The 17,973-nt window shown below is 73.9% G+C and carries 15 protein-coding genes and 1 CRISPR repeat array; of the genes, 8 read left to right on the top strand and 7 right to left on the bottom strand.

Features of this window, described 5'->3' with window-relative positions; genetic code table 11:
* Positions 1–5: 5 nt before the first annotated feature.
* A CRISPR array of direct repeats spans positions 6–705; the repeat unit is 29 nt; unit sequence CTGCTCCCCGCGCACGCGGGGATGGACCC.
* 13 nt (positions 706–718) lie between these two features.
* Positions 719–1,237: a PACE efflux transporter gene (locus tag ACFWTE_RS22555; protein ID WP_378781744.1), complete on the bottom strand. Its 519-nt coding sequence runs from the start codon at positions 1,235–1,237 to the stop codon at positions 719–721.
* Between the two features lie 102 nt (positions 1,238–1,339).
* On the opposite strand from ACFWTE_RS22555, the gene ACFWTE_RS22550 reads away from it, so the two are divergent.
* Together ACFWTE_RS22550 and ACFWTE_RS22545 are read left to right on the top strand one after the other, a co-directional pair.
* Complete coding sequence (locus ACFWTE_RS22550; protein ID WP_378781743.1) at positions 1,340–2,236, top strand: LysR family transcriptional regulator; 897 nt, start codon at positions 1,340–1,342, stop codon at positions 2,234–2,236.
* 162 nt (positions 2,237–2,398) lie between these two features.
* Positions 2,399–2,860, top strand: coding sequence for a PPOX class F420-dependent oxidoreductase (locus ACFWTE_RS22545; protein WP_378781741.1), 462 nt, complete (start codon positions 2,399–2,401; stop codon positions 2,858–2,860).
* A 168-nt stretch (positions 2,861–3,028) separates the two neighbouring features.
* On the opposite strand, the gene ACFWTE_RS22540 is transcribed toward ACFWTE_RS22545, so the two are convergent.
* From ACFWTE_RS22540 to ACFWTE_RS22515, 6 genes are all read right to left on the bottom strand, one after another.
* The gene (locus ACFWTE_RS22540; protein WP_378781738.1) at positions 3,029–3,430 is read right to left on the bottom strand and encodes a four-helix bundle copper-binding protein; all 402 of its coding nucleotides are present in this window, start codon (positions 3,428–3,430) and stop codon (positions 3,029–3,031) included.
* Positions 3,431–3,535: 105 nt separating this feature from the next.
* The gene (locus ACFWTE_RS22535; RefSeq protein ID WP_378781736.1) at positions 3,536–4,984 is read right to left on the bottom strand and encodes a cytochrome P450; all 1,449 of its coding nucleotides are present in this window, start codon (positions 4,982–4,984) and stop codon (positions 3,536–3,538) included.
* Positions 4,985–5,006: 22 nt separating this feature from the next.
* On the bottom strand, positions 5,007–7,031 hold the full coding sequence (locus ACFWTE_RS22530; RefSeq protein ID WP_378781734.1) for a CocE/NonD family hydrolase: 2,025 nt from the start codon (positions 7,029–7,031) through the stop codon (positions 5,007–5,009).
* Positions 7,032–7,043: 12 nt separating this feature from the next.
* Positions 7,044–8,354, bottom strand: coding sequence for an acetyl-CoA carboxylase biotin carboxylase subunit family protein (locus tag ACFWTE_RS22525; protein ID WP_378781733.1), 1,311 nt, complete (start codon positions 8,352–8,354; stop codon positions 7,044–7,046).
* 95 nt (positions 8,355–8,449) lie between these two features.
* Positions 8,450–9,448 carry an L-glyceraldehyde 3-phosphate reductase gene (mgrA, locus tag ACFWTE_RS22520; protein WP_378781731.1) on the bottom strand — a complete coding sequence of 333 codons (999 nt, stop codon included), beginning with the start codon at positions 9,446–9,448 and terminating at the stop codon, positions 8,450–8,452.
* A gap of 152 nt (positions 9,449–9,600) precedes the next feature.
* The gene (locus ACFWTE_RS22515; RefSeq protein WP_378781730.1) at positions 9,601–10,482 is read right to left on the bottom strand and encodes a LysR family transcriptional regulator; all 882 of its coding nucleotides are present in this window, start codon (positions 10,480–10,482) and stop codon (positions 9,601–9,603) included.
* Between the two features lie 98 nt (positions 10,483–10,580).
* On the opposite strand from ACFWTE_RS22515, the gene ACFWTE_RS22510 reads away from it, so the two are divergent.
* The 6 genes from ACFWTE_RS22510 (at position 10,581) to ACFWTE_RS22485 (ending at position 17,906) form a co-directional block, all read left to right on the top strand.
* Positions 10,581–11,984, top strand: coding sequence for an FAD-binding oxidoreductase (locus tag ACFWTE_RS22510; RefSeq protein WP_378781728.1), 1,404 nt, complete (start codon positions 10,581–10,583; stop codon positions 11,982–11,984).
* A gap of 111 nt (positions 11,985–12,095) precedes the next feature.
* Positions 12,096–13,427 (top strand): MFS transporter, encoded by a 1,332-nt coding sequence (locus tag ACFWTE_RS22505; protein ID WP_378781727.1) that lies wholly within the window; start codon positions 12,096–12,098, stop codon positions 13,425–13,427.
* Positions 13,428–13,919: 492 nt separating this feature from the next.
* On the top strand, positions 13,920–15,047 hold the full coding sequence (locus ACFWTE_RS22500; protein WP_378781725.1) for an SDR family NAD(P)-dependent oxidoreductase: 1,128 nt from the start codon (positions 13,920–13,922) through the stop codon (positions 15,045–15,047).
* A gap of 203 nt (positions 15,048–15,250) precedes the next feature.
* Positions 15,251–16,216 carry a TIGR03557 family F420-dependent LLM class oxidoreductase gene (locus ACFWTE_RS22495; RefSeq protein ID WP_378781723.1) on the top strand — a complete coding sequence of 322 codons (966 nt, stop codon included), beginning with the start codon at positions 15,251–15,253 and terminating at the stop codon, positions 16,214–16,216.
* Positions 16,217–16,286: 70 nt separating this feature from the next.
* Positions 16,287–16,484, top strand: coding sequence for a hypothetical protein (locus ACFWTE_RS22490; protein ID WP_378781722.1), 198 nt, complete (start codon positions 16,287–16,289; stop codon positions 16,482–16,484).
* 369 nt (positions 16,485–16,853) lie between these two features.
* Complete coding sequence (locus ACFWTE_RS22485) at positions 16,854–17,906, top strand: glycoside hydrolase family 5 protein (protein WP_378781746.1); 1,053 nt, start codon at positions 16,854–16,856, stop codon at positions 17,904–17,906.
* Positions 17,907–17,973: the final 67 nt, after the last annotated feature.

Below are 17,973 nucleotides of genomic sequence, written 5' to 3'. Positions count from 1 at the left end.
TACCGCTGCTCCCCGCGCACGCGGGGATGGACCCGAGACGCCTTTCGAGCTGCTGACCAGGTACCGCTGCTCCCCGCGCACGCGGGGATGGACCCGAGACGCCTTTCGAGCTGCTGACCAGGTACCGCTGCTCCCCGCGCACGCGGGGATGGACCCATCATCTTGCGCAGGCTCTCTTGGTCGTCTGGCTGCTCCCCGCGCACGCGGGGATGGACCCCTGGCCGCCGCCGCACAGTTGGCGGGCCGGAACTGCTCCCCGCGCACGCGGGGATGGACCCGCGGGTGGTCACGTGCAGACGGGCGTCGAGTACTGCTCCCCGCGCACGCGGGGATGGACCCCAGCGGGCGTTGTACTCAGCGGTGGGCATGTGCTGCTCCCCGCGCACGCGGGGATGGACCCGAGGCGGAAGCTCTCCGCGCGGAGGGCTTCCGCTGCTCCCCGCGCACGCGGGGATGGACCCATGCCGTTTCCTGCTAGCCCCCTGGATTTGGTCTGCTCCCCGCGCACGCGGGGATGGACCCGCACGGCACCCTTCCACCGGGTTCCACTTGAACTGCTCCCCGCGCACGCGGGGATGGACCCTCGGTGCTGGAGGTGAAGACGAACAGGCGGTCCTGCTCCCCGCGCACGCGGGGATGGACCCGCTCATGGCGGCCGCTGCCTGATCCTGGGATCCCGCTCCCTGCCCCCGCGGAAATGGGGCCTCCGGGCAGAGCCTCAGGGGCGCTCGGACACGGGTTCCCCGCCAACAACAGCGGCTCCGTCCTCCGCCATGACTCCGGCCCCGTCCCCCGCCCCGTCCCCGGGCACCGGATCGGCGATGGCGGAGGACGGCAGGCCGAAGACCTTGTCGAAGGCCCAGTTGTAGCCGAACGTGTAGAACGGGATGTAGACGATGAACACCAGGTCCAGCAGCAGCGCCTGGAGCAGGGTGATGTCCAGCCACCACGCGATGAGCGGGATCAGGAAGCACACCAGTGTCAGCTGGAAGGCGACCGCGTGCAGGACCCTCCTCCCCACGGTGCGCTCGCGGCTGACCTGCTGGCGCTCCCACGCCTCGAACAGGTAGTTGAAGGCCACGTTCCACAGTGACGCCACCGTCGCGATCATGATCGCGAGCGGGGCCGTCGTCGCCGGGCCGCTGCCGGTCAGGGCCGTCATCACGGCTGTGCCCACGGCGAAGCCGATGACCTCGTAGCCGCCTACGTAGACCAGCTTGCGCTTCAGACCTTGCACTTCGCACTCTTTTCGGGATTTTCCGGATGCAACAGAGTCCGACGTTAACGTCAGCTAAGGTGATGAAAAAAGTCAGCTTCTTTCAGGTAGGTTGATAGAACCGTGGCCCTGTCCAGCGACAACATCGACCTCTTCCTCGCCGTGGTCGACCACGGCTCCTTCTCGGCCGCCGCACGCGCGCTCAACCGGGTCCCCTCGGCGGTCAGCATGGGGGTCGCCAACATCGAGGCCGAACTCGGCTACCCGCTCTTCGACCGCTCCAGGCGCGAGCCCGTGCCCACCGCACAGGCGCACGCCCTGCTCCCACACGCCCGGCTGATCGCGAGCAGGCTGCGCCTCCTCCGGGCCCACGCGATCGAGCTCTCCGACGACCTGGAGAGCACGCTCACCGTGGGGGTGGCGGCGGGGGTCGACCGTCGACCCCTACTGGACGCGGTGGCCGAGGTCGCGGCACGCCACCCCCTGCTCCCCGTCGAGATCGCCGACGCGCAGCAGGACGACGTCCGGGAGCTACTGCACACCGGGGCGGTGGACCTGGCGCTGATGTTCGCCAGGACCCGGAACGACAGGGAGGAGGTGTTCCTGAACGTGGGGGAGGAGACGTTCGTGGCGGTGGCGTCCGCGACCGTGGAGACCTTCGGGCTGCCCGCGGACCTGCGGCGCCTGGAGGACCTCGCCGGGGCCCGCCAGATCACGGTGTCCAGCCTGGAGCAGGAGCTGACGGAGCGGCGGCTCGTCGTCTCGGACGCCTACTGGCGCACCAACTCTGCGGAGACCGCGCTCGGCCTGGTCGAGCGCGGGGTCGGCTGGGCGAACCTGCCGCTTCCCGTGGTGCGGGGAAAAGTCGCCGAGGGGACCGTGCGCGTGATGGAGTTCGAGAACCTCAGGAACGGGCTGGCCATGCCGGTGCAGCTGGTGTGGCTGCGCGGCAGCCCGCTCCGGAAGGCGGCGGGGGAGCTGGTCGACCGGATGGGCCGGGACTGGCGGGTGCCGGACTGACCCGGGGCACGCCCGGCCCGGCGCGGCCACGCCTCCGCACCAGCACGCCCCGGCCCAACCCGGGGACACGGGTGCCACGGCCTGGCTCCCCCGGGGCGGGAGGGCTAGGCTGTCCCGGTTCGTGAGCGGAACGCGGACACCCTGAGCAGCGAAAGCGAGAAGATGAGCCCTTCGATCGCCACCAACACCAAGGTCGACCTCGACGGACTCCTGGAGTTCGCGCGCCCCCGCCACCGGGGGCTCCTCCTCACCCGACGGTCCGACGGCACCCCCCAGGCCTCGCCGGTCACCTGCGGGGTCGACACCGAGGGCCGCATCGTGGTCTCCACCTACCCCGAGCGCGCCAAGGCGCGCAACGCCCGGCGCGACCCGCAGGCGAGCATCGTCGTCCTGTCCGAGGACTTCAACGGCCCGTGGGTCCAGATCGACGGCGACGCCGAGGTGATCGACGGCGAGGAGGCCGTCGAGCCCCTGGTCGAGTACTTTCGGGTGATCTCCGGTGAGCACCCCGACTGGGACGAGTACCGCGAGGCGATGCGCCGCCAGGGCAAGGCCCTGGTCCGGATCACCCCGAGGCGCTGGGGGCCGGTCGCCACCGGCGGGTTCCCCGCCGACCGCGTCTGACACGGCGAGGGGCCGCGCGGATCGTTGTCCGCGCGGCCCCTCCTTCCCGTACCTGGCCGCTACCGGCCCGGTGGCCCGTACTCCCGACGCTCTCCCGCCCCTCCCCGGCCGGCGGGCCGAGCGTCACCGAGTCCACCGCACCCCCTCCCGTTCACGGGGGCGCCGGACTCACAGGGCGCCCAGGAGCTCCCGGCACGCCTGCTCGCAGCGGCGGCACGCCTCCGCGCACAGGCGGCAGTGCTCGTGCTCCCCGGCGTGCCTCTCGCACTCCTCGGCGCACTTGCGGCACGCCTCCGCGCAGGCCTCCAGCAGGAGCCGCAGGACGTCGTCCTCCTCGCCGGTCCGGCGGGAGACCGCGCGGCCGGTCACGGCGCACATGTCCGCGCAGTCCAGGTCGGTGCGGACGCAGGCGATCAGGTCGGCCACCGTCGCCTCGCCCAGGCAGGCGTCCGCGCAAACCGTGCAGACCTGAGCGCACTCCCCGCAGGTCTCGACGCACGCGGTGATCTTCGCGCCGACCCCCGCGGGGTCCTCCGGGTGGGTGTACAGGATCTGTCCGACGGTGCTCATGGCCCCTCCTCAGTGGTCCGCCCGGGCCCGGTGCCAGGGCGGTCTCGGTCTCGGTCGTGCCCGGGTCCGTGTGAGGAGGGGGACCCGTTCGGGTTCGTCGTCGGCTCAGGCGCCGCGCCCGTCCAGGGCGAAGCGCAGTGCGAAGTGGTTCAGCGACGCGGGAAGGCCGGACGCGGGCAGCGGCCCCCGGGAGTCCACGCGGGCCAGGTCGTGCCCGCGCACCAGCGTCCTCAGGAACAGCGACGCGGTCAGCAGGACGGCGTCGCGCCCGGGGCAGCCCGCCGGGCCGTAGCTGAAGGGCACGATCCCCGGGTCGCTCTCGGCGCGGCCGTCGATCCAGACCTCCGGCGCGAACGCGTCGGCGTAGGACAACCGCTCGGAGTCCCGGTGGAAGTAGGAGCTGACCACCAGGAACGCCGTTCCGGCGGGGAAGGCCCGATCGCGCCACACCGTCTCCCGTGTGCTCTCCCGCACCACCACCAGGGTGGTCGGCCACAGCCGCACCGACTCCTGCACGGTCGCCCGGAGCAGCGGCAGGTCCAGGCCCTCCCGTTCCTCCGCCTCCTCCCGGGCGGCGTACGCGCCGGGGCTGAGCGACGTCAGCAGGGCCAGCGAGCGGAACGCGGCGATGGCGGCCGCGTCGAAGGCGAACAGCCAGTGCGCCGCCTGGTCCTCCGGTCGCAGGCCCTCCTCGGAGCCCAGCCCGGCCGCGAGGCTGCCGGGCTGGGCCCGTGCCACGTTCTCGCGCATCCTCTGGAGGAACTCGGTCCGCGCCGACCGCTGCACCGGCGCCGCGTACGACCAGTTGGCGCGCGAGCGCAGGCGGCGCAGGAGTTCGGTGGTCCTGCGGTCGGCGGCGGCGGAGGGTCCGAAGACCACGCGCCGGGCCAGGGCGTCGAAGGACGCGGAGAAGCGCGCCCAGTCCAGGACGCCGCCCTCGCCCAGGGCCGCGGCCAGGGCGAGGGCCTCCTCGTCGGCCTGGGCCGCGACCGTGTCCCCGTCCGGGTGGATCGTGTGGCCGGGGACGAGCGCGGCCTCGTTGGTGGCGCGCCGCCGGGGCCGCTCCTCGCGTTCGGAGACCAGCACGCCGTGCGGCTGGAAGTGCGCGAGGGCGCCGCGTTTCTCCTGACCGCCGGGGGAGAACGGCTCGGGTGTCTCCCGCAGCAGCCTCCCCACGTCCTCGGCGGCGAGGACGAGGGCGGCGTCCCTGCCCGCCAGGCGCAGCGGCAGGGGGCCGTCGCCGTGGCGTTCGCGCAGTTCGCGGAGGGTGGCGGCCCCGGCGCGGTCACCGCCCGCGGCGCAGACGAGCCCCTCCATCAGGGGGCGCCGTGCGATCACACCCCGGGCCAGGGTGGGGACCAGGACCGTGGCCAGCAGACGCGCGGTCTCGGCGGCCTCAGGGCCGCCCGTTCGCGCTTCGGAGGCTCCGGCCCCTTGCGCCCCGGCCCCTTCCTGCCCGTCCGCCTCCCCGCCCCGGCCCCCGGTACCGGGTGTTCCCGCGTCCTGCGGGTCCTCCCGGAGGCCCTTCCCCGTGCCGTGTCCTATGGATGTCATGGCCTTCCCTTTCACCCCCGGTTCACAGGTGGTCCCGGGGTATGGTCTCGCTCCACTGCCGGGAGAAGATCCGCTCGTCGCCCTCGAACGCGTCCAGGGTCGCGTATACCCGGAACTCCGTCTCGGTGCACTCAAGGGAGGTGTGGGTCTCGGTACGGGTGCTCCAGTCGCCCCGCGCGAACCTCATCGTCCACGTGGACCTGCCCCGGGCGGACGTGAAGTCGTCCGCCACCGACTCGTAGAGCTCGTACGCCCGCCGGCCCACGTCCAGGTCGATGTCCTCGAAGTGCAGGATCCCCCCGTCCTTGACGATCTCCAGGGACGACCGGGTGTCCACCATGTCCCGTTGGACGGTCCAGCGGTGGTCGGGGGTCTCCCGCCGCGAGGTCGCGATCTGCGGTGCCCCCTCGGGGTCCCCGAAGGGGCGCGGGTCGGGGTCCTCGTCCTCGGGAACGGGCCGCACCGGCAGGTGCAGCGCGCTCCCCTCCGGGTGCACGGTCATCAGCACCGGGCGCGGCGGCGGCCAGGCCAGGGGCCAGTACGAGGTGGACAGCGACAGCCGTATGCGGTGGCCCGCCGGGAACACCTGGGCGACGCCGTTGAGCGTGACCCTCACCCGGCAGCGCTCGCCCGGCTCGACCTGCTGCGGGGTCTGGTGCCCGTCCCGGTGGGTGAGGTTGAGCAGGCCGAAGGTCACCCGGGTGGCGCTGCCGTCGGGTGCCACGTCGCACAGCCGGGCGGCGACCATGGCCACGGGTTCGGTGACCGAGAGCTCCAGTTCCACCTCGGCGGCGCCGAGGATCTCCACGTCCTCGGTGAGGATGTCGCTGTCGAAGACCAGGGAGCCGCCGTCCTCCTCGCGCTGGTCGTAGGGCAGGTCCGGCGGGGCGTTGTACGACGCCCACTTGCCGGCGAACTGCCCGGTGGTCAGCGGCGAGCGCAGGGTCAGCGACTCCGCGCGGACCTTCTCCCCGGGCGCCCCGATGCGGTACCGGGCCAGCGGGAGCTCGGTCTGGTCGATGCCGGGGGAGGGCCACGCGTCCTCGCGCACCCACCGGCCGGGGCGCTCCTCGTAGGAGGTGGACGGCGGGACGCTGTCCTGCATCCACGCCCACAGGGAGGGGCCGGCGTCGACCCCGTTGTCGACGCCCTTGAGCCAGTGGTCCAGCCAGCGCACGACCTCCTGGAGGTAGCCGATGGCGGGGCCGGGCTCGCCCATGTGCGGGTACCGGTGGGACCAGGGTCCGATGAGGCCCCGGCTGGGCGCCTCCAGGTTCTCCAGGACGCGCAGGACGGCGTTGGAGTAGCCGTCGGCCCAGCCGCTGGAGGCCAGGACGGGGCAGCGCACGCCCGCGTAGTCGTCGCACACCGACGCGTGCGTCCAGTAGTCGTCGCGGCGCTGGTGCCGCAGCCACTCCAGGACCCAGGGCTCGGTGGCCTCCAACCGCTCGCGCCACATCTGCCGCCACCGCTCGCCCACCACGGCCGGGTCGGGCGGGCAGGTGCCGAAGGCGAACATGGTCCCGGCCTCCGCCAGGTTGTCCGAGAGCAGGCACCCGCCCATGTAGTGGAAGTCGTCGCCGTACCGGTCGTCGGTGAAGGAGCTGATCACGATCGCGCCGAGGCTCGGCGGCTGTCGCGCCGCCACCTGGAGTGCGGCGAACCCGCCCCAGGACAGGCCCAGCATGCTGGTGCTGCCGTCGCACCAGGGCTGGTCGGCCAGCCAGGCCAGGACCTCCTCCGCGTCCTGCTGCTCGCGTTCGAGGTACTCGTCGACGAGCACCCCCTCGGAGTCGCCCGTCCCCCTCAGGTCCACGCGGACGCAGGCGTAGCCGTGCCCGGCGATGTAGGGGTGGTGCATGGAGTCGCGCACGGCCGTCAGGTCACGCCTGCGGTAGGGGATGTACTCCAGGACCGCGGGCACCGGGGTCGCGTCGGAGGAGGTGGGGCGCCACATCCTCGCGGCCAGCCGGACCCCGTCCGACATGGGGATCCAGAAGTGCTCGTCGGAGCGTACCGCGTGCGGCAGGGACTTCACCTCGTGCATGTACGGTCCTCCTCAGCGCTGGTCGGCCCCGTGGGGTGTCACGTCCTTGTCCTCTTCCACGAACTCGAACCGCAGCGCCTCGACGCAGCGCTCGTACTTGGCGCGCATCTCGGTCTCGTCGGCGGCGCCGATGGTGATTTTGGCGAGTTCGAAACTGTAGCTGTCCTGGGACCGCATCTCGGAGAGCGGCTCGCCGTGCTCGGGCACGACCTCGACCTTCACGCCGGGCAGGGAGCGCTCCAGTTCGGCCACCTCCTCCTCGGTGGGCACGCGCACGGGGACGCCGTCGTCCCCGAAGCGCCGGTGGTACCACTCCGCGGCCACGGCGTGGTCGCCGCGGGCGTCGGCGGGCAGCCGGGGGTCACGGCCCAGGCTCAGCAGCAGCATGCGCTCGTGGTTGGCGATCCCGTCCACCAGCTCGAACAGTTCGGCGTGGGTCTGGGAGTGCCGGGGGTTGACCTCCAGGAGGTTGAGGCCGTCCTCGACCGGGTCGTAGAAGAACTCGACGCTGAACGTGGTGTTGTCCAGGCCGACCCTGCCGATGACCCGGGCGGCCACGTCGGCCATGCGCCGGCGCACCTCCTCGGGGAGCCCGGAGGGGTACTGGTGGCGCAGGAAGGCCGAGCTGCCGGGGTAGTCGACCGAGTCGAGGGAGGCGTAGACGACGACCTCGCCCCGGTACACGTAGCCCTCGACGGCGGCCTGCACGCCGTGCAGGGCCCCCTCGGCCAGGCAGGTGCGCCCGCCGACCTCGGCGATCTCCGGGGGGAGGTCGACCCGGTCGAGGATCTGCTCGAAGGGGCGTCCGATGCGGTCGATGCCCTCGCGCAGTTCGGCGACGGCCCCGTCGAAGTCCTTGTCATCGAGCACGTGGAAGGCGAGCTCGGAGGAGGCCGACTTCACGGGCTTGAGCCACATCGGGTAGTCGGGGGTGCCGGGAGGCCGGGGGTTGTCGTTCAGTTCGACCAGGGCGAAGGGGGGGTACTCGTCGATGACCTCGCGCTGCTCCAGCCTGCTCCAGTACTTGTGCTCGCACTTGACCACGGACTCCAGGGAGGCGGAGGGGAGTCCGCGGCGCTCGCACAGGATGGGCACGAGCAGGGTCACCGGGAAGTCCCAGTAGCCGCAGATGGCGTCGACGGATCCGGGGAAGTCGTCGAGGATCTTCTCGGCCTTGGCCAGGAGCAGGTCGATGTCGACCTCGCCGGACTGGAGTTCGTCCAGGCTCAGCAGCTGGTGGAAACGGCAGTCGCGCCCGGTGGGGGTCCGGCGCAGGATCTCGTGGTTGTGCTCGTCCAATCCGACCACGAAAACGTTCTTCACGGGGGCGCCACCTTCCTCGTTGGTGTGAAACGGCGTCGATGATGCGCAGTACCCGGGTTGTCCGTAATCAATCTGAAATGTGACGCGTCGCTCCCTCAGCCGGCGGCGGGGGCGTACCGGTCGATCTCGGCGAGCTCGTCCGCGTCGAACCGCAGGTTGGCGACCGCGGCCACGTTGTCCTCCAGCTGCGCGACGCTGCTCGCGCCGATCACCGCCGAGGTCACCCGCTCGCCGCGCAGCACCCACGCCAGTGCCATCTGCGCCAGGGACTGGCCCCGTCGCCCGGCGATCGCGTCGAGTGCGCGCACCCGCTCCAGGACGTCCCCGGTGACCCCCTCGGCGTTCAGGAACGGGCTGTCCCCGGCGGCGCGCGAGCCCTCCGGGACCCCGTTCAGGTACCGGTCCGTGAGCAGCCCCTGCGACAGCGGCGAGTAGGCGATCGAACCGGCGCCCACCTCGTCCAGCACGTCCAGAAGGCCGTCCTCCACCCACCGGTTGAACATCGAGTACGAGGGCTGGTGGATCAGCATCGGCGTGCCCAGGTCCCGCAGGATCGCGGCGGCCTCGCGAGTCCGCTCGGGGGAGTAGTTGGACACCCCCGCGTACAGGGCCTTGCCCTGGCGCACCGCCGTGTCGAGCGCGCCCATGGTCTCCTCCAGGGGCGTGTCCGGGTCGGGGCGGTGGGAGTAGAACACGTCCACGTACTCCAGGCCCGTCCTGCCCAGGCTCTGGTCCAGGCTGGCCAGCAGGTTCTTGCGCGAACCCCACTCGCCGTAGGGGCCGGGCCACATCAGGTACCCGGCCTTGGTGGAGACGACGATCTCGTCCCGGTACCGCCCCAGGCCGCCGGCGATGATCCGGCCGAAGTTCTCCTCGGCGGCGCCGGGCGGCGGCCCGTAGTTGTTGGCGAGGTCGAAGTGGGTCACGCCCAGGTCGAACGCCCGCAGCACGATCGCGGTCTGCCTCGCGATGTCGCGGTCGTGGCCGAAGTTGTGCCACAAACCGAGCGAGAGGGCGGGCAGGCGCAGCCCGCTGCGCCCGACCCGCCGGTAGGGCATGGTGTCGTACCGGGTGGGGGCGGCGGCGTAGGTCATGGGAGGTTCCCCGTTCTGGTGGCTGTGCGCCGGTTCTCCGGCGTGCGGAGGTTACAGCTCCGGGGGGCGAGGGAGCCAACGGGGCCCGCGCGGCCGGATCCGGCGCCCCGGATCACCGGGCGCCGGGTGCGGGTCGCCACCCGGCCGCGACCTCAGCCCGGATCCTCCGGGAGCACCGCGAGCAGGTGGCGGACCGCGGGTGACGGGGGTCCCGGGGGCACGGCGAGCCGGACCCGGGAGTGGACCTCGGCCAGGGGTCGGTAGGCGATGCCCGGTAGGGGCGGCGGGTTCCCCACGCGGTAGAACAGCGTCCACGACGGCGGCGCGTGCGCCATGTCCGCGAGTGTCTCCTGGAGCCGTGTGAACGGTGGGCCCTCGGGCGGCTCGATCCCCGCCTTGTGGAACGCGTGCTCCACGAGGCGGCGGAACGGCGGATTGCGCCGCCGGTCGGCCAACCGCACCGGCAGGTCGCCCAGGTGCCTCAGCGAGAGCGCGTCCACGTCGGCCAGCGGGTGCCGGGACGGGAGCGCGGCGACCAGCTGGTCGGACCACGCCGGAAGCAGGGTGAGCCCCGGCTCGTGTTCGAGGTCGCGCACGAGCGCCGCGTCGAGCCCGCCCGAGCGCACCCCCTGGAGCCGCTCCGCGAGCCCGGCCTTCGTGATCGCGACCCTCAGCTCCGGCGCACGGACGGCCAGCGCCGCGAGCACCGGGTAGAGGTGTTCGTCCGGCGCCGGTCCGCTGCCCAGGCGCAGCGACCCGGCCGCCGCCGCGGTCGCCGCGAGGTCGGAGGCGACCCGGCGAATGCGCTCGGTCGAGGCGAGGACCGCGCGGGCCTCGTCCAGCAGCCGCGCGCCCGCTGGTGTCAGGCGGACGTGGCGGGTCGAGCGGTCGAACAGGCGCAGGCCGAGTTCGCGTTCGAGCCTGCGGATCTGCTGGCTCACCGCGGGCTGGCCGACGTGGAGCGTCTCGGCGGCGCGGGCGAACCCGCCTTCGTCGGCCACCGCAGCGAAGTAGGCCAGCTGCCGCAGTTCCACCCGCGCCCCCGTCCCGGCCGCCGTCCATCACGATCGGTGATAACTGTACGTGCGGGACGCGCCTGGTTCGACGGCACCGGAACCGGTGGGATCGGGCCATGACGAACACGACCCTCGCCGCCGCCGCGGCGGACCTCGGCCGCCGCGTGCGCGGACCGGTGAGCCTGCCCGGGCAGCGGGACCACGACCTGGAACGGGCCGGGTTCAACCTGGCCGCCGAACAGCGCCCCGCGCTGGCCGTCGGGGCCGCCGACCCCGCCGACGTACGGGCGGCGGTCGCCTTCGCCGCCGACCACTCCCTTCCGGTCAGTGTGCGTGCCACCGGGCACGGCGGGGGCCGCCCGGTGGAGGGCGGGCTGCTCATCACCACCCGCAGGATGGCCCATGTGAGCGTCGACCCGCACACCCGGACCGCGAGCGTCGGCGCCGGGGCGCGATGGCAGCAGGTGATCGACCGGGCCGCGCGCTTCGGTCTGGCACCTCTCAACGGCTCCTCACCGCTCGTGGGCGCCGTCGGCTACACGCTCGGCGGCGGACTGCCGGTCCTGGGCCGCACCTTCGGGTGGGCCGCCGACCGCGTCCGCGGCGTCGGGCTGGTCACCGCTGACGGCCACTCCCTCCAGGTCGGGCCCGACGGGCACGCCGACCTGTTCTGGGCACTGCGCGGCGCCAGGAACGGCTTCGGGGTGGTGACGTCGATGGACGTCGGACTGGTCCCGGTCGCCTCGCTCCACGGCGGGGGCCTGTACTTCCCGGGCGAACGGGCCGCCCAGGTCCTGCACGCCTGGAGGGAGTGGGTCGCAGGGGTCCCCGAGGAGACGAACTCCTCGGTGGCGCTGCTGAGGCTTCCCGACGAGGAGGGGGTGCCCGCCCCGATGCGCGGCAGGCTCACCGTCCATGTGCGCGTCGCCCACACGGGGACGGGGGAGTCCGGCGAGGCCCTGCTGCGGCCGCTGCGGAAGGTGGCTCCGTGCCTCCGCGACACCGTCGGGCCGATCCCCGCCACCGCGATCGCCTCCGTCCACGACGACCCCACACGGCCCCTGCCCTACGACGAGGGTTCGCTCATGCTGCGCTCGTTCGACGAAAGCGCCGTGGACGCCCTGCTCGGGGCCGTGGGGCCGGACTCCGGGGAGGAGGGGATCGCCATGGCGGAGGTGCGCCACCTCGGCGGCGCACTGAACCGGACGCCGGAGCACCCCCGCGCCCTGGACCACCGGGGCGCGGCCTTCAGCCTGCTCGCGCTCACACCGCCGGCCGGCACGGCAGGGGGACGGCCGGCGGGCGAGCTCCTGCTGGAGCGCATGGCGCCGTGGGGGACCGGGCTCAGGTTCCTCAACTTCCTCGGGGGCCCGGGGGGCGAGGCGCTCGCGCGCGACGCGTTCACCCCGCAGACCAGGTCGGCGCTCGCCGAGATCAAGGCCAGGCACGACCCCGCCGGGCTGTTCCCGGCGGACCACTTCCTGCCCGCCGACACCGGCAGCCGCGTGCGGGCGTCGTGACACCTGCGCGCTCGGCCGCCGCCGAACCTCTCACCCCGCCCGCCCACGCCGGCCGCAGGAGTCGTACGTGACCACCGCCTTCCCTGTCCTTCCCACCCCCAGGAGCCGCACGTGATCACCGGCCTGCCGACCCGCCCCGCGCCCGGGGCCCGCTCGACCGGGCTCCGGCTCGGCGCCCTGTTCGGACCGGCCGTCTTCGGCGTCACCGCCGCCGGGGTCGCTCTGCCCGCCGTCGGCGCCGACCTGGGGGCGGCCCCCTCCTCCACGGTGTGGGTGCTCACCGCGCACGCCCTCGCGCTCGGCATCGGCACCGCCCTGTTCGGCCGCCTGTCCGACACCGCGGGGGCGCGCGCCGTCCTGGCCGCCGGGACCGCGCTCCTCGTCGCGGGGACCGCCCTGTGCCTGGCCGCCCCCGGGCTCGTCGTGCTCGTCGCGGGCCGGTTCGTCCTGGCTGCCGGATCGGGGGCCATGTCCGCCGCGGCGCTCGGGCTCGTCGCGGGCGTACGGGCGGAGCACCGCGCGACGGTCCTCGCGGCGTTCGGCGCAGCGATGGCGGTCTTCTCGGCCTGCGCCACCCTCACCGCGGGGGTGCTCACCGACCTGCTCTCCTGGCGGATCACCCTCGTGCTGCCCGCGTTGTCGGTGCTCGCCGCCCCCCTGTGCCTGCGCCTGGCGAACCGGCCGGGCTCGGGCAGGTCCGCCGACCCGCTCGGGGCCGGGCTCCTCGCGGTGACAGCCGCGGCCCTCCTCGTACTCCTCCAGTCGTCGGCGCTCGCGCTGCCGGCCCCGGCCGTCGCCGCGACCGCGGTCCTGGGCGCGGCCGCTGGCACCGCCGTCGTCCTGCGGGTGCGGCGCGTGCCCGACGGGTTCGTGCCCCGGAGGTTGGTCACCGACCGGGGCTTCCTCGTCGCGGCGGGCACGGGCGGCGGTGTCTACGCGGGCCTGTTCGCCGCGATGTACGCGGTGCCCCAGGTACTCGTGGACGGGCACGGGTGGGACGTCCTCGCCGTGGGCACCTGGCTTCTGCCGGGAGCCGTGGCAGGGGCGGTGCTGTCACGGCTGGCCGGACGGTTCGCCCCCGGGCGCGGCGGCAGGCCGCTGGCCGCGGGCACGGCGGTCGCCTTCGGCGCGGTGCTGATGCTCGCCGGGTGGGACGGGGGCGGGGCCGCTCTCTCGGTGGCCGGGGCGTCCCTGGGGTTCGCCGCGTTCTCGGTCGTGCAGGTCGTGGTCACCGGCCTCATGGCTCAGAGGCTTCCGGCGGCGGAGCGGGGGGCCGGCCTGGGTCTGCTCAATCTGACGTTCTTCGTCGTGGGCGGAGCGGGATCCGCGCTGGTCGGGGCGCTCGCCGCACAGATCGGGCCGTCGGCGGCGCTCGCCGTCGCGGCGGTGCTGCCCCTGGCGGGCGGAGGGCTCGCCCTCCTCCTGCCGGGGGCGCGCCGTTGAGGCCCGGCGGGTCAGACGTCGGAGCGCGGGGAGTGCAGGGCGCACAGGAGCCGGACCATCAGCGCCTCGCGGGTGGCCGGTTCCAGCGCCTCCAGGACCGTGTTGACCACAGACATCCCCGTGCCGCCCGGCCCGGCGGGCATCACCGACACGGCGGGCGCCTGGAGCGAGAACGAGGCGGCCGGCGCGGGGAACGCTTTCCCGCGCAGCCCAAGGGCGACCACCTGTCCGGGGGCAGTGGCAGCGGGGCGCGGTCGGAGGGGGCGGGCCCCGCCACGGGCCCGTGTCCGCCCCCGTCGGAGCGGTCGTGCGGCCACAATCGGGGGCCTGCGTTCCCCCATGGATTTCCACCTGCGGTTTTCATGCGGTGCACAACGGGTAGCCGTACACCCACATCCCCCTGACCCGTCCCCGAAGCACAGGGAGAGCCATGGCGGTCCGAGGCAGCACGCCCCCGACCCTTCGAACCGGTGGCCGCGGCCGGAGCACCCGGTGATCGCCTGGAAGGCGCCGCTGGCCCTGGCCGGTGCGCGCTGGGCGGCCACGAGGCTGGGACGCGACCCCGAGCCCCGGTCGGCGGGCGGCGAGTTCCTGGGCGCACTGCCGTGGGCCGCCGCCGGAGCGGCCGTGGGCGTCGGCGCGGCAGCCCTGTCCCGGCACCGCACCACCGGCCGCCTGAGAGGACGCGTCGCGCTGGTCGTGGGCGGATCGCGCGGGCTCGGCCTCCAACTGGCCAGGGAGTTCGCCGCAGGGGGAGCGTCCGTGGTCGTGTGCGGGCGCAGCACCGACAGCCTCGACCGGGCCGTCGCCGAACTCACCGGCAAGGGCGCCACCGCCTACGGCATCTCCTGCGACGTCGCGGACCCCGACCAGGTCCGCGCCATGGTCGCCGAGGCCGCCGCCCGCTTCGGGCGCCTGGACTTCGTGGTCAACAACGCCGGGATCATGCGCATCGGCCCCCAGGAGGTCCTCACCGAGGAGCACTTCCGGGCCGCCATGGACATCATGTTCTGGGCGCCGTTCCACGTCGGACGCGCGGCCCTGGACCACCTGCGCGCGACCTCCGGAACCCTCGTCAACATCACCTCCATCGGCGGCGAGGTGGCCGTGCCGCACCTTCTGCCCTACTCCTGCGCCAAGGCCGCCGCGCGGGCCCTGTCCGAGGGCCTGTCCGCCGAGACGGCGGGCACCGGGGTGCACGTCACCACGGTCGTCCCCGGGCTCATGCGCACCGGCTCCCACCGCGGGGTCGCGTTCACGGGGTCGCCCGAACGCGAGTACGTGTGGTTCGCGTTCCTGGCGGGGCTGCCGCTGCTCTCGGTGGGAGTGGAGCGCGCTGCCCGCAAGATCGTGCGCGCCGCGGCCCGGCGGCGCGGGCACCTGCTGATCACGCCCATGGCCCGGGTCGGCACCGCCGTGCACGGGATCGCCCCGGGGCTCACCCAGGCGGGGCTGGGTGCCGTGGGGCGCCTGCTCCCCTCGGCGCCCGACCAGGTGGAGGAGCGGGACGGGGTCGAGGCGTCCCGCAGCCCGGCGGGGCGGCTGGTCGACGCCGTCGGCGCACTCAACGAACACGCGGGCGACCGCCTCAACCAGGAGCCCCGCGCCCGCCGGGGGTGAGTGATGCGCACCGCGACCGCGAGGCAGGCCGCGCCCGGGGGCTTCCCGCCGGGGGGCGGGCCCGCGCGGGCGGCGCGTGCCGAGGCCGGCGCGCATGGCCGCCGACCGCGGGCCCACCGCGCGGACGAGGACCGACCACGGCACCACGGACGCCCCGGGGCCACCACCGGCCCCGGCGGCAACGGCGATCGGGGGATGGCGACGTGACGCGTTTCGGATACTTTCTCGCCAGCGAGGAACACGGCCCCGCGAGCCTGGTCCGCCAGGCGCAGGGGGCGGAGGCTGCCGGGTTCGACGCCCTGTGGATCTCCGACCACTTCCATCCGTGGCTGGACGCCCAGGGGCAGAGCCCGTTCGTGTGGTCGGTCGTCGGCGCGATCGGCCAGGCCACGTCCCTGCCCGTGACCACGGCGGTGACCTGTCCGACCACGCGCATGCACCCCGCGGTGGTCGCGCACGCCGCCGCCACCTCGGCGGCGCTGGTCAGGGGAGGGTTCACGCTGGGGGTCGGCACGGGGGAGGCGCTCAACGAGCACATCCTCGGGCTGCCGTGGCCGCCCGCCGCCCAGCGCATCGCCATGCTGGAGGAGGCCATCCAGGTGATGCGCAAACTCTGGACGGGCAAGCTCGTCACCCACCGGGGCGAGTACTACGACGTGGACACCGCGCGCCTGTACACGCTGCCCGAGGAGCCGCCGAAGATCTACATGTCCGCGTTCGGGCCCAAGGCGACCGCGCTGGCCGCCAGGGAGACCGACGGCCTGATCCAGGTCGCCCCCAGCCCGGAGACCGTCGAGAGGTTCCGCGCCGAGGGCGGCGCGGGCAAACCCGTCCAGGGCGGGCTCAAGGTCTGCTGGGACCGGGACGAGGCGCGGGCGCGGCGCCTGGCCCACGAGAGGTGGCCCAACGAGGCCTTGCAGGGGGAGGCGGCCCAGATCCTCCCCCTGCCGCGCCACTTCCAGCAGCTCACCGAGGGCCTGGTCACCGAGGAGATGGTGGCGGACCAGGTGACCTGCGGCCCGGACCCGGAGGCCCACCTGGCGGCGATCCGGCCGTACCTGGAGTCCGGCGTGGACGAGGTGTACGTCTGCCAGGTCGGCGACGACCAGGAGGGCTTCTTCGAGTTCTACCGGAACGAGATCCTGCCCCGGCTCCGAGCCGGGGGCTGAACAGGCCCGGTGCGCGGGCGGGCCCCGCCCGCGCACCGTGATCCCAGAGATCGACGAGTGAGGAGGAGACATGAACGCCCGTACCCGAGACGGGACCCCGGACCCGGCCCTGCGCTACCCGGACCCCATGCCGCCGATGCCGCCGGACCCCTTCCCCCCGACCCCGATGCCGGACCCCCCGTCCCCGCCGGAGCCGGTTCCCGAGCCCCCGGGCCCGGCCCCCGTCCCCGAGCCGCCCGGCCCGGAGCCCGAACCCGAACCCGCCTGAGGCAGGACCCCGAAGGACCCCGGGCCCCGAAGGACCCGGGGTCGAGGGGAGGGCCCCGTGGAGCGCGCCGTCGCCGGTGCGCCCCACGGGGCCTCCTGCGTTCAGGGGGCCCGGTCGGGGTGCGGGCGCGGGGCGGGAGGAGACGCGAGGGGTGCGCGGAATGCGAGGGGATCGTGCGAATTCGTACCGTAAAGGGGTATTGACCGCTCTGTGACCGAAGCCTAGATTGCCACAAAAGAAAAGCTTCCTTCCGGTTCGGTGCGTCCTCCTCCCCGGGCCGCGCCGGGCCGCCACCCGCTGGAGGAACCCGTGGCGCACCACCCCCCGCCCCCCGCCCCCACACGCCCGGCCCCCGTCGGCGCCGCGCTCATGGGAGCGCTCCTACTCGCCCTCGCCCTCGTCGCCCTCACCGGGGCGAGCGGACCGGTCGGCGCGGCCCCGGCCGCCGCACAGGAGGCGGCGCCCGCCCCCCAGGAGGCGGCTGCCTCCGGCCCCGCGGACACCCACGGGCAGCTCTCCGTCTGCGGCCTCAAGCTCTGCGACCGGAACGGCGACCCCGTCCAGCTCACCGGGATGAGCTCGCACGGCCTCCAGTGGTACGGCGACTGCCTCACCGACGGATCGCTGGACGCGCTCGCCCAGGACTGGAACGCCGACGTGCTGCGCGTGTCCATGTACATCCAGGAGGGCGGCTACGAGACCGACCCGCGCGGCTTCACCGACCGGGTCCACGAGCTCATCGAGGAGGGCACCGCACGCGGCATGTACGTCATCGTCGACTGGCACATGCTCACCCCCGGCGATCCCCACCACAACACCGAGCGCGCCCGCACCTTCTTCTCCGAGATCGCCTCGGCCCACGCCGACAAGGACAACGTCCTGTACGAGATCGCCAACGAGCCCAACGGGGTCTCCTGGGACGCGGTCAGGAGCTACGCCGAGGAGATCATCCCGGTCGTCCGCGCCGGGTCGCCCGACGCCGTCGTCCTGGTCGGCACCCGCGCCTGGTCGTCACTGGGCCTGTCGGAGGGCTCCGACCACACCGAGATCACCGCGGACCCGGTCGACGCCGACAACATCATGTACGTCTTCCACTTCTACGCGGCCTCCCACGGCGACTACTACCGCGAGGCCTTCCGCGCCGCCGCCCAGGAGCTCCCGCTGTTCGTCACCGAGTTCGGCACCCAGCAGGCCACCGGGGACGGCCCCAACGACTTCGCGTCGGCCCAGGCCTACCTCGACCTCATGGAGGAGGAGCAGATCAGCTGGGTGAACTGGAACCTCTCCGACGACTTCCGCTCCGGCGCGGTCTTCGAGACCGGGACCTGCGCCGCCGGGGGACCCTGGACCGGCACCGACTCGCTCAAGCCCGCGGGGGAGTGGATCCGCGACCGCATCCGGGAGAGCGGCACCGCCGCCTGACCCCGCCGCGCGCCCCGGGCGCGCGGCACCCCTCCGGCACCGGGACGCCCGCCGCACGGCGGGCGCC

The sequence above is a fragment of the Nocardiopsis sp. NPDC058631 genome (assembly GCF_042716955.1).
Taxonomy (GTDB): Bacteria; Actinomycetota; Actinomycetes; order Streptosporangiales; family Streptosporangiaceae; genus Nocardiopsis.
The sequence above is the reverse complement of the archived record's forward strand: the minus strand, read 5'-3'. Positions and strand labels throughout refer to the sequence as shown.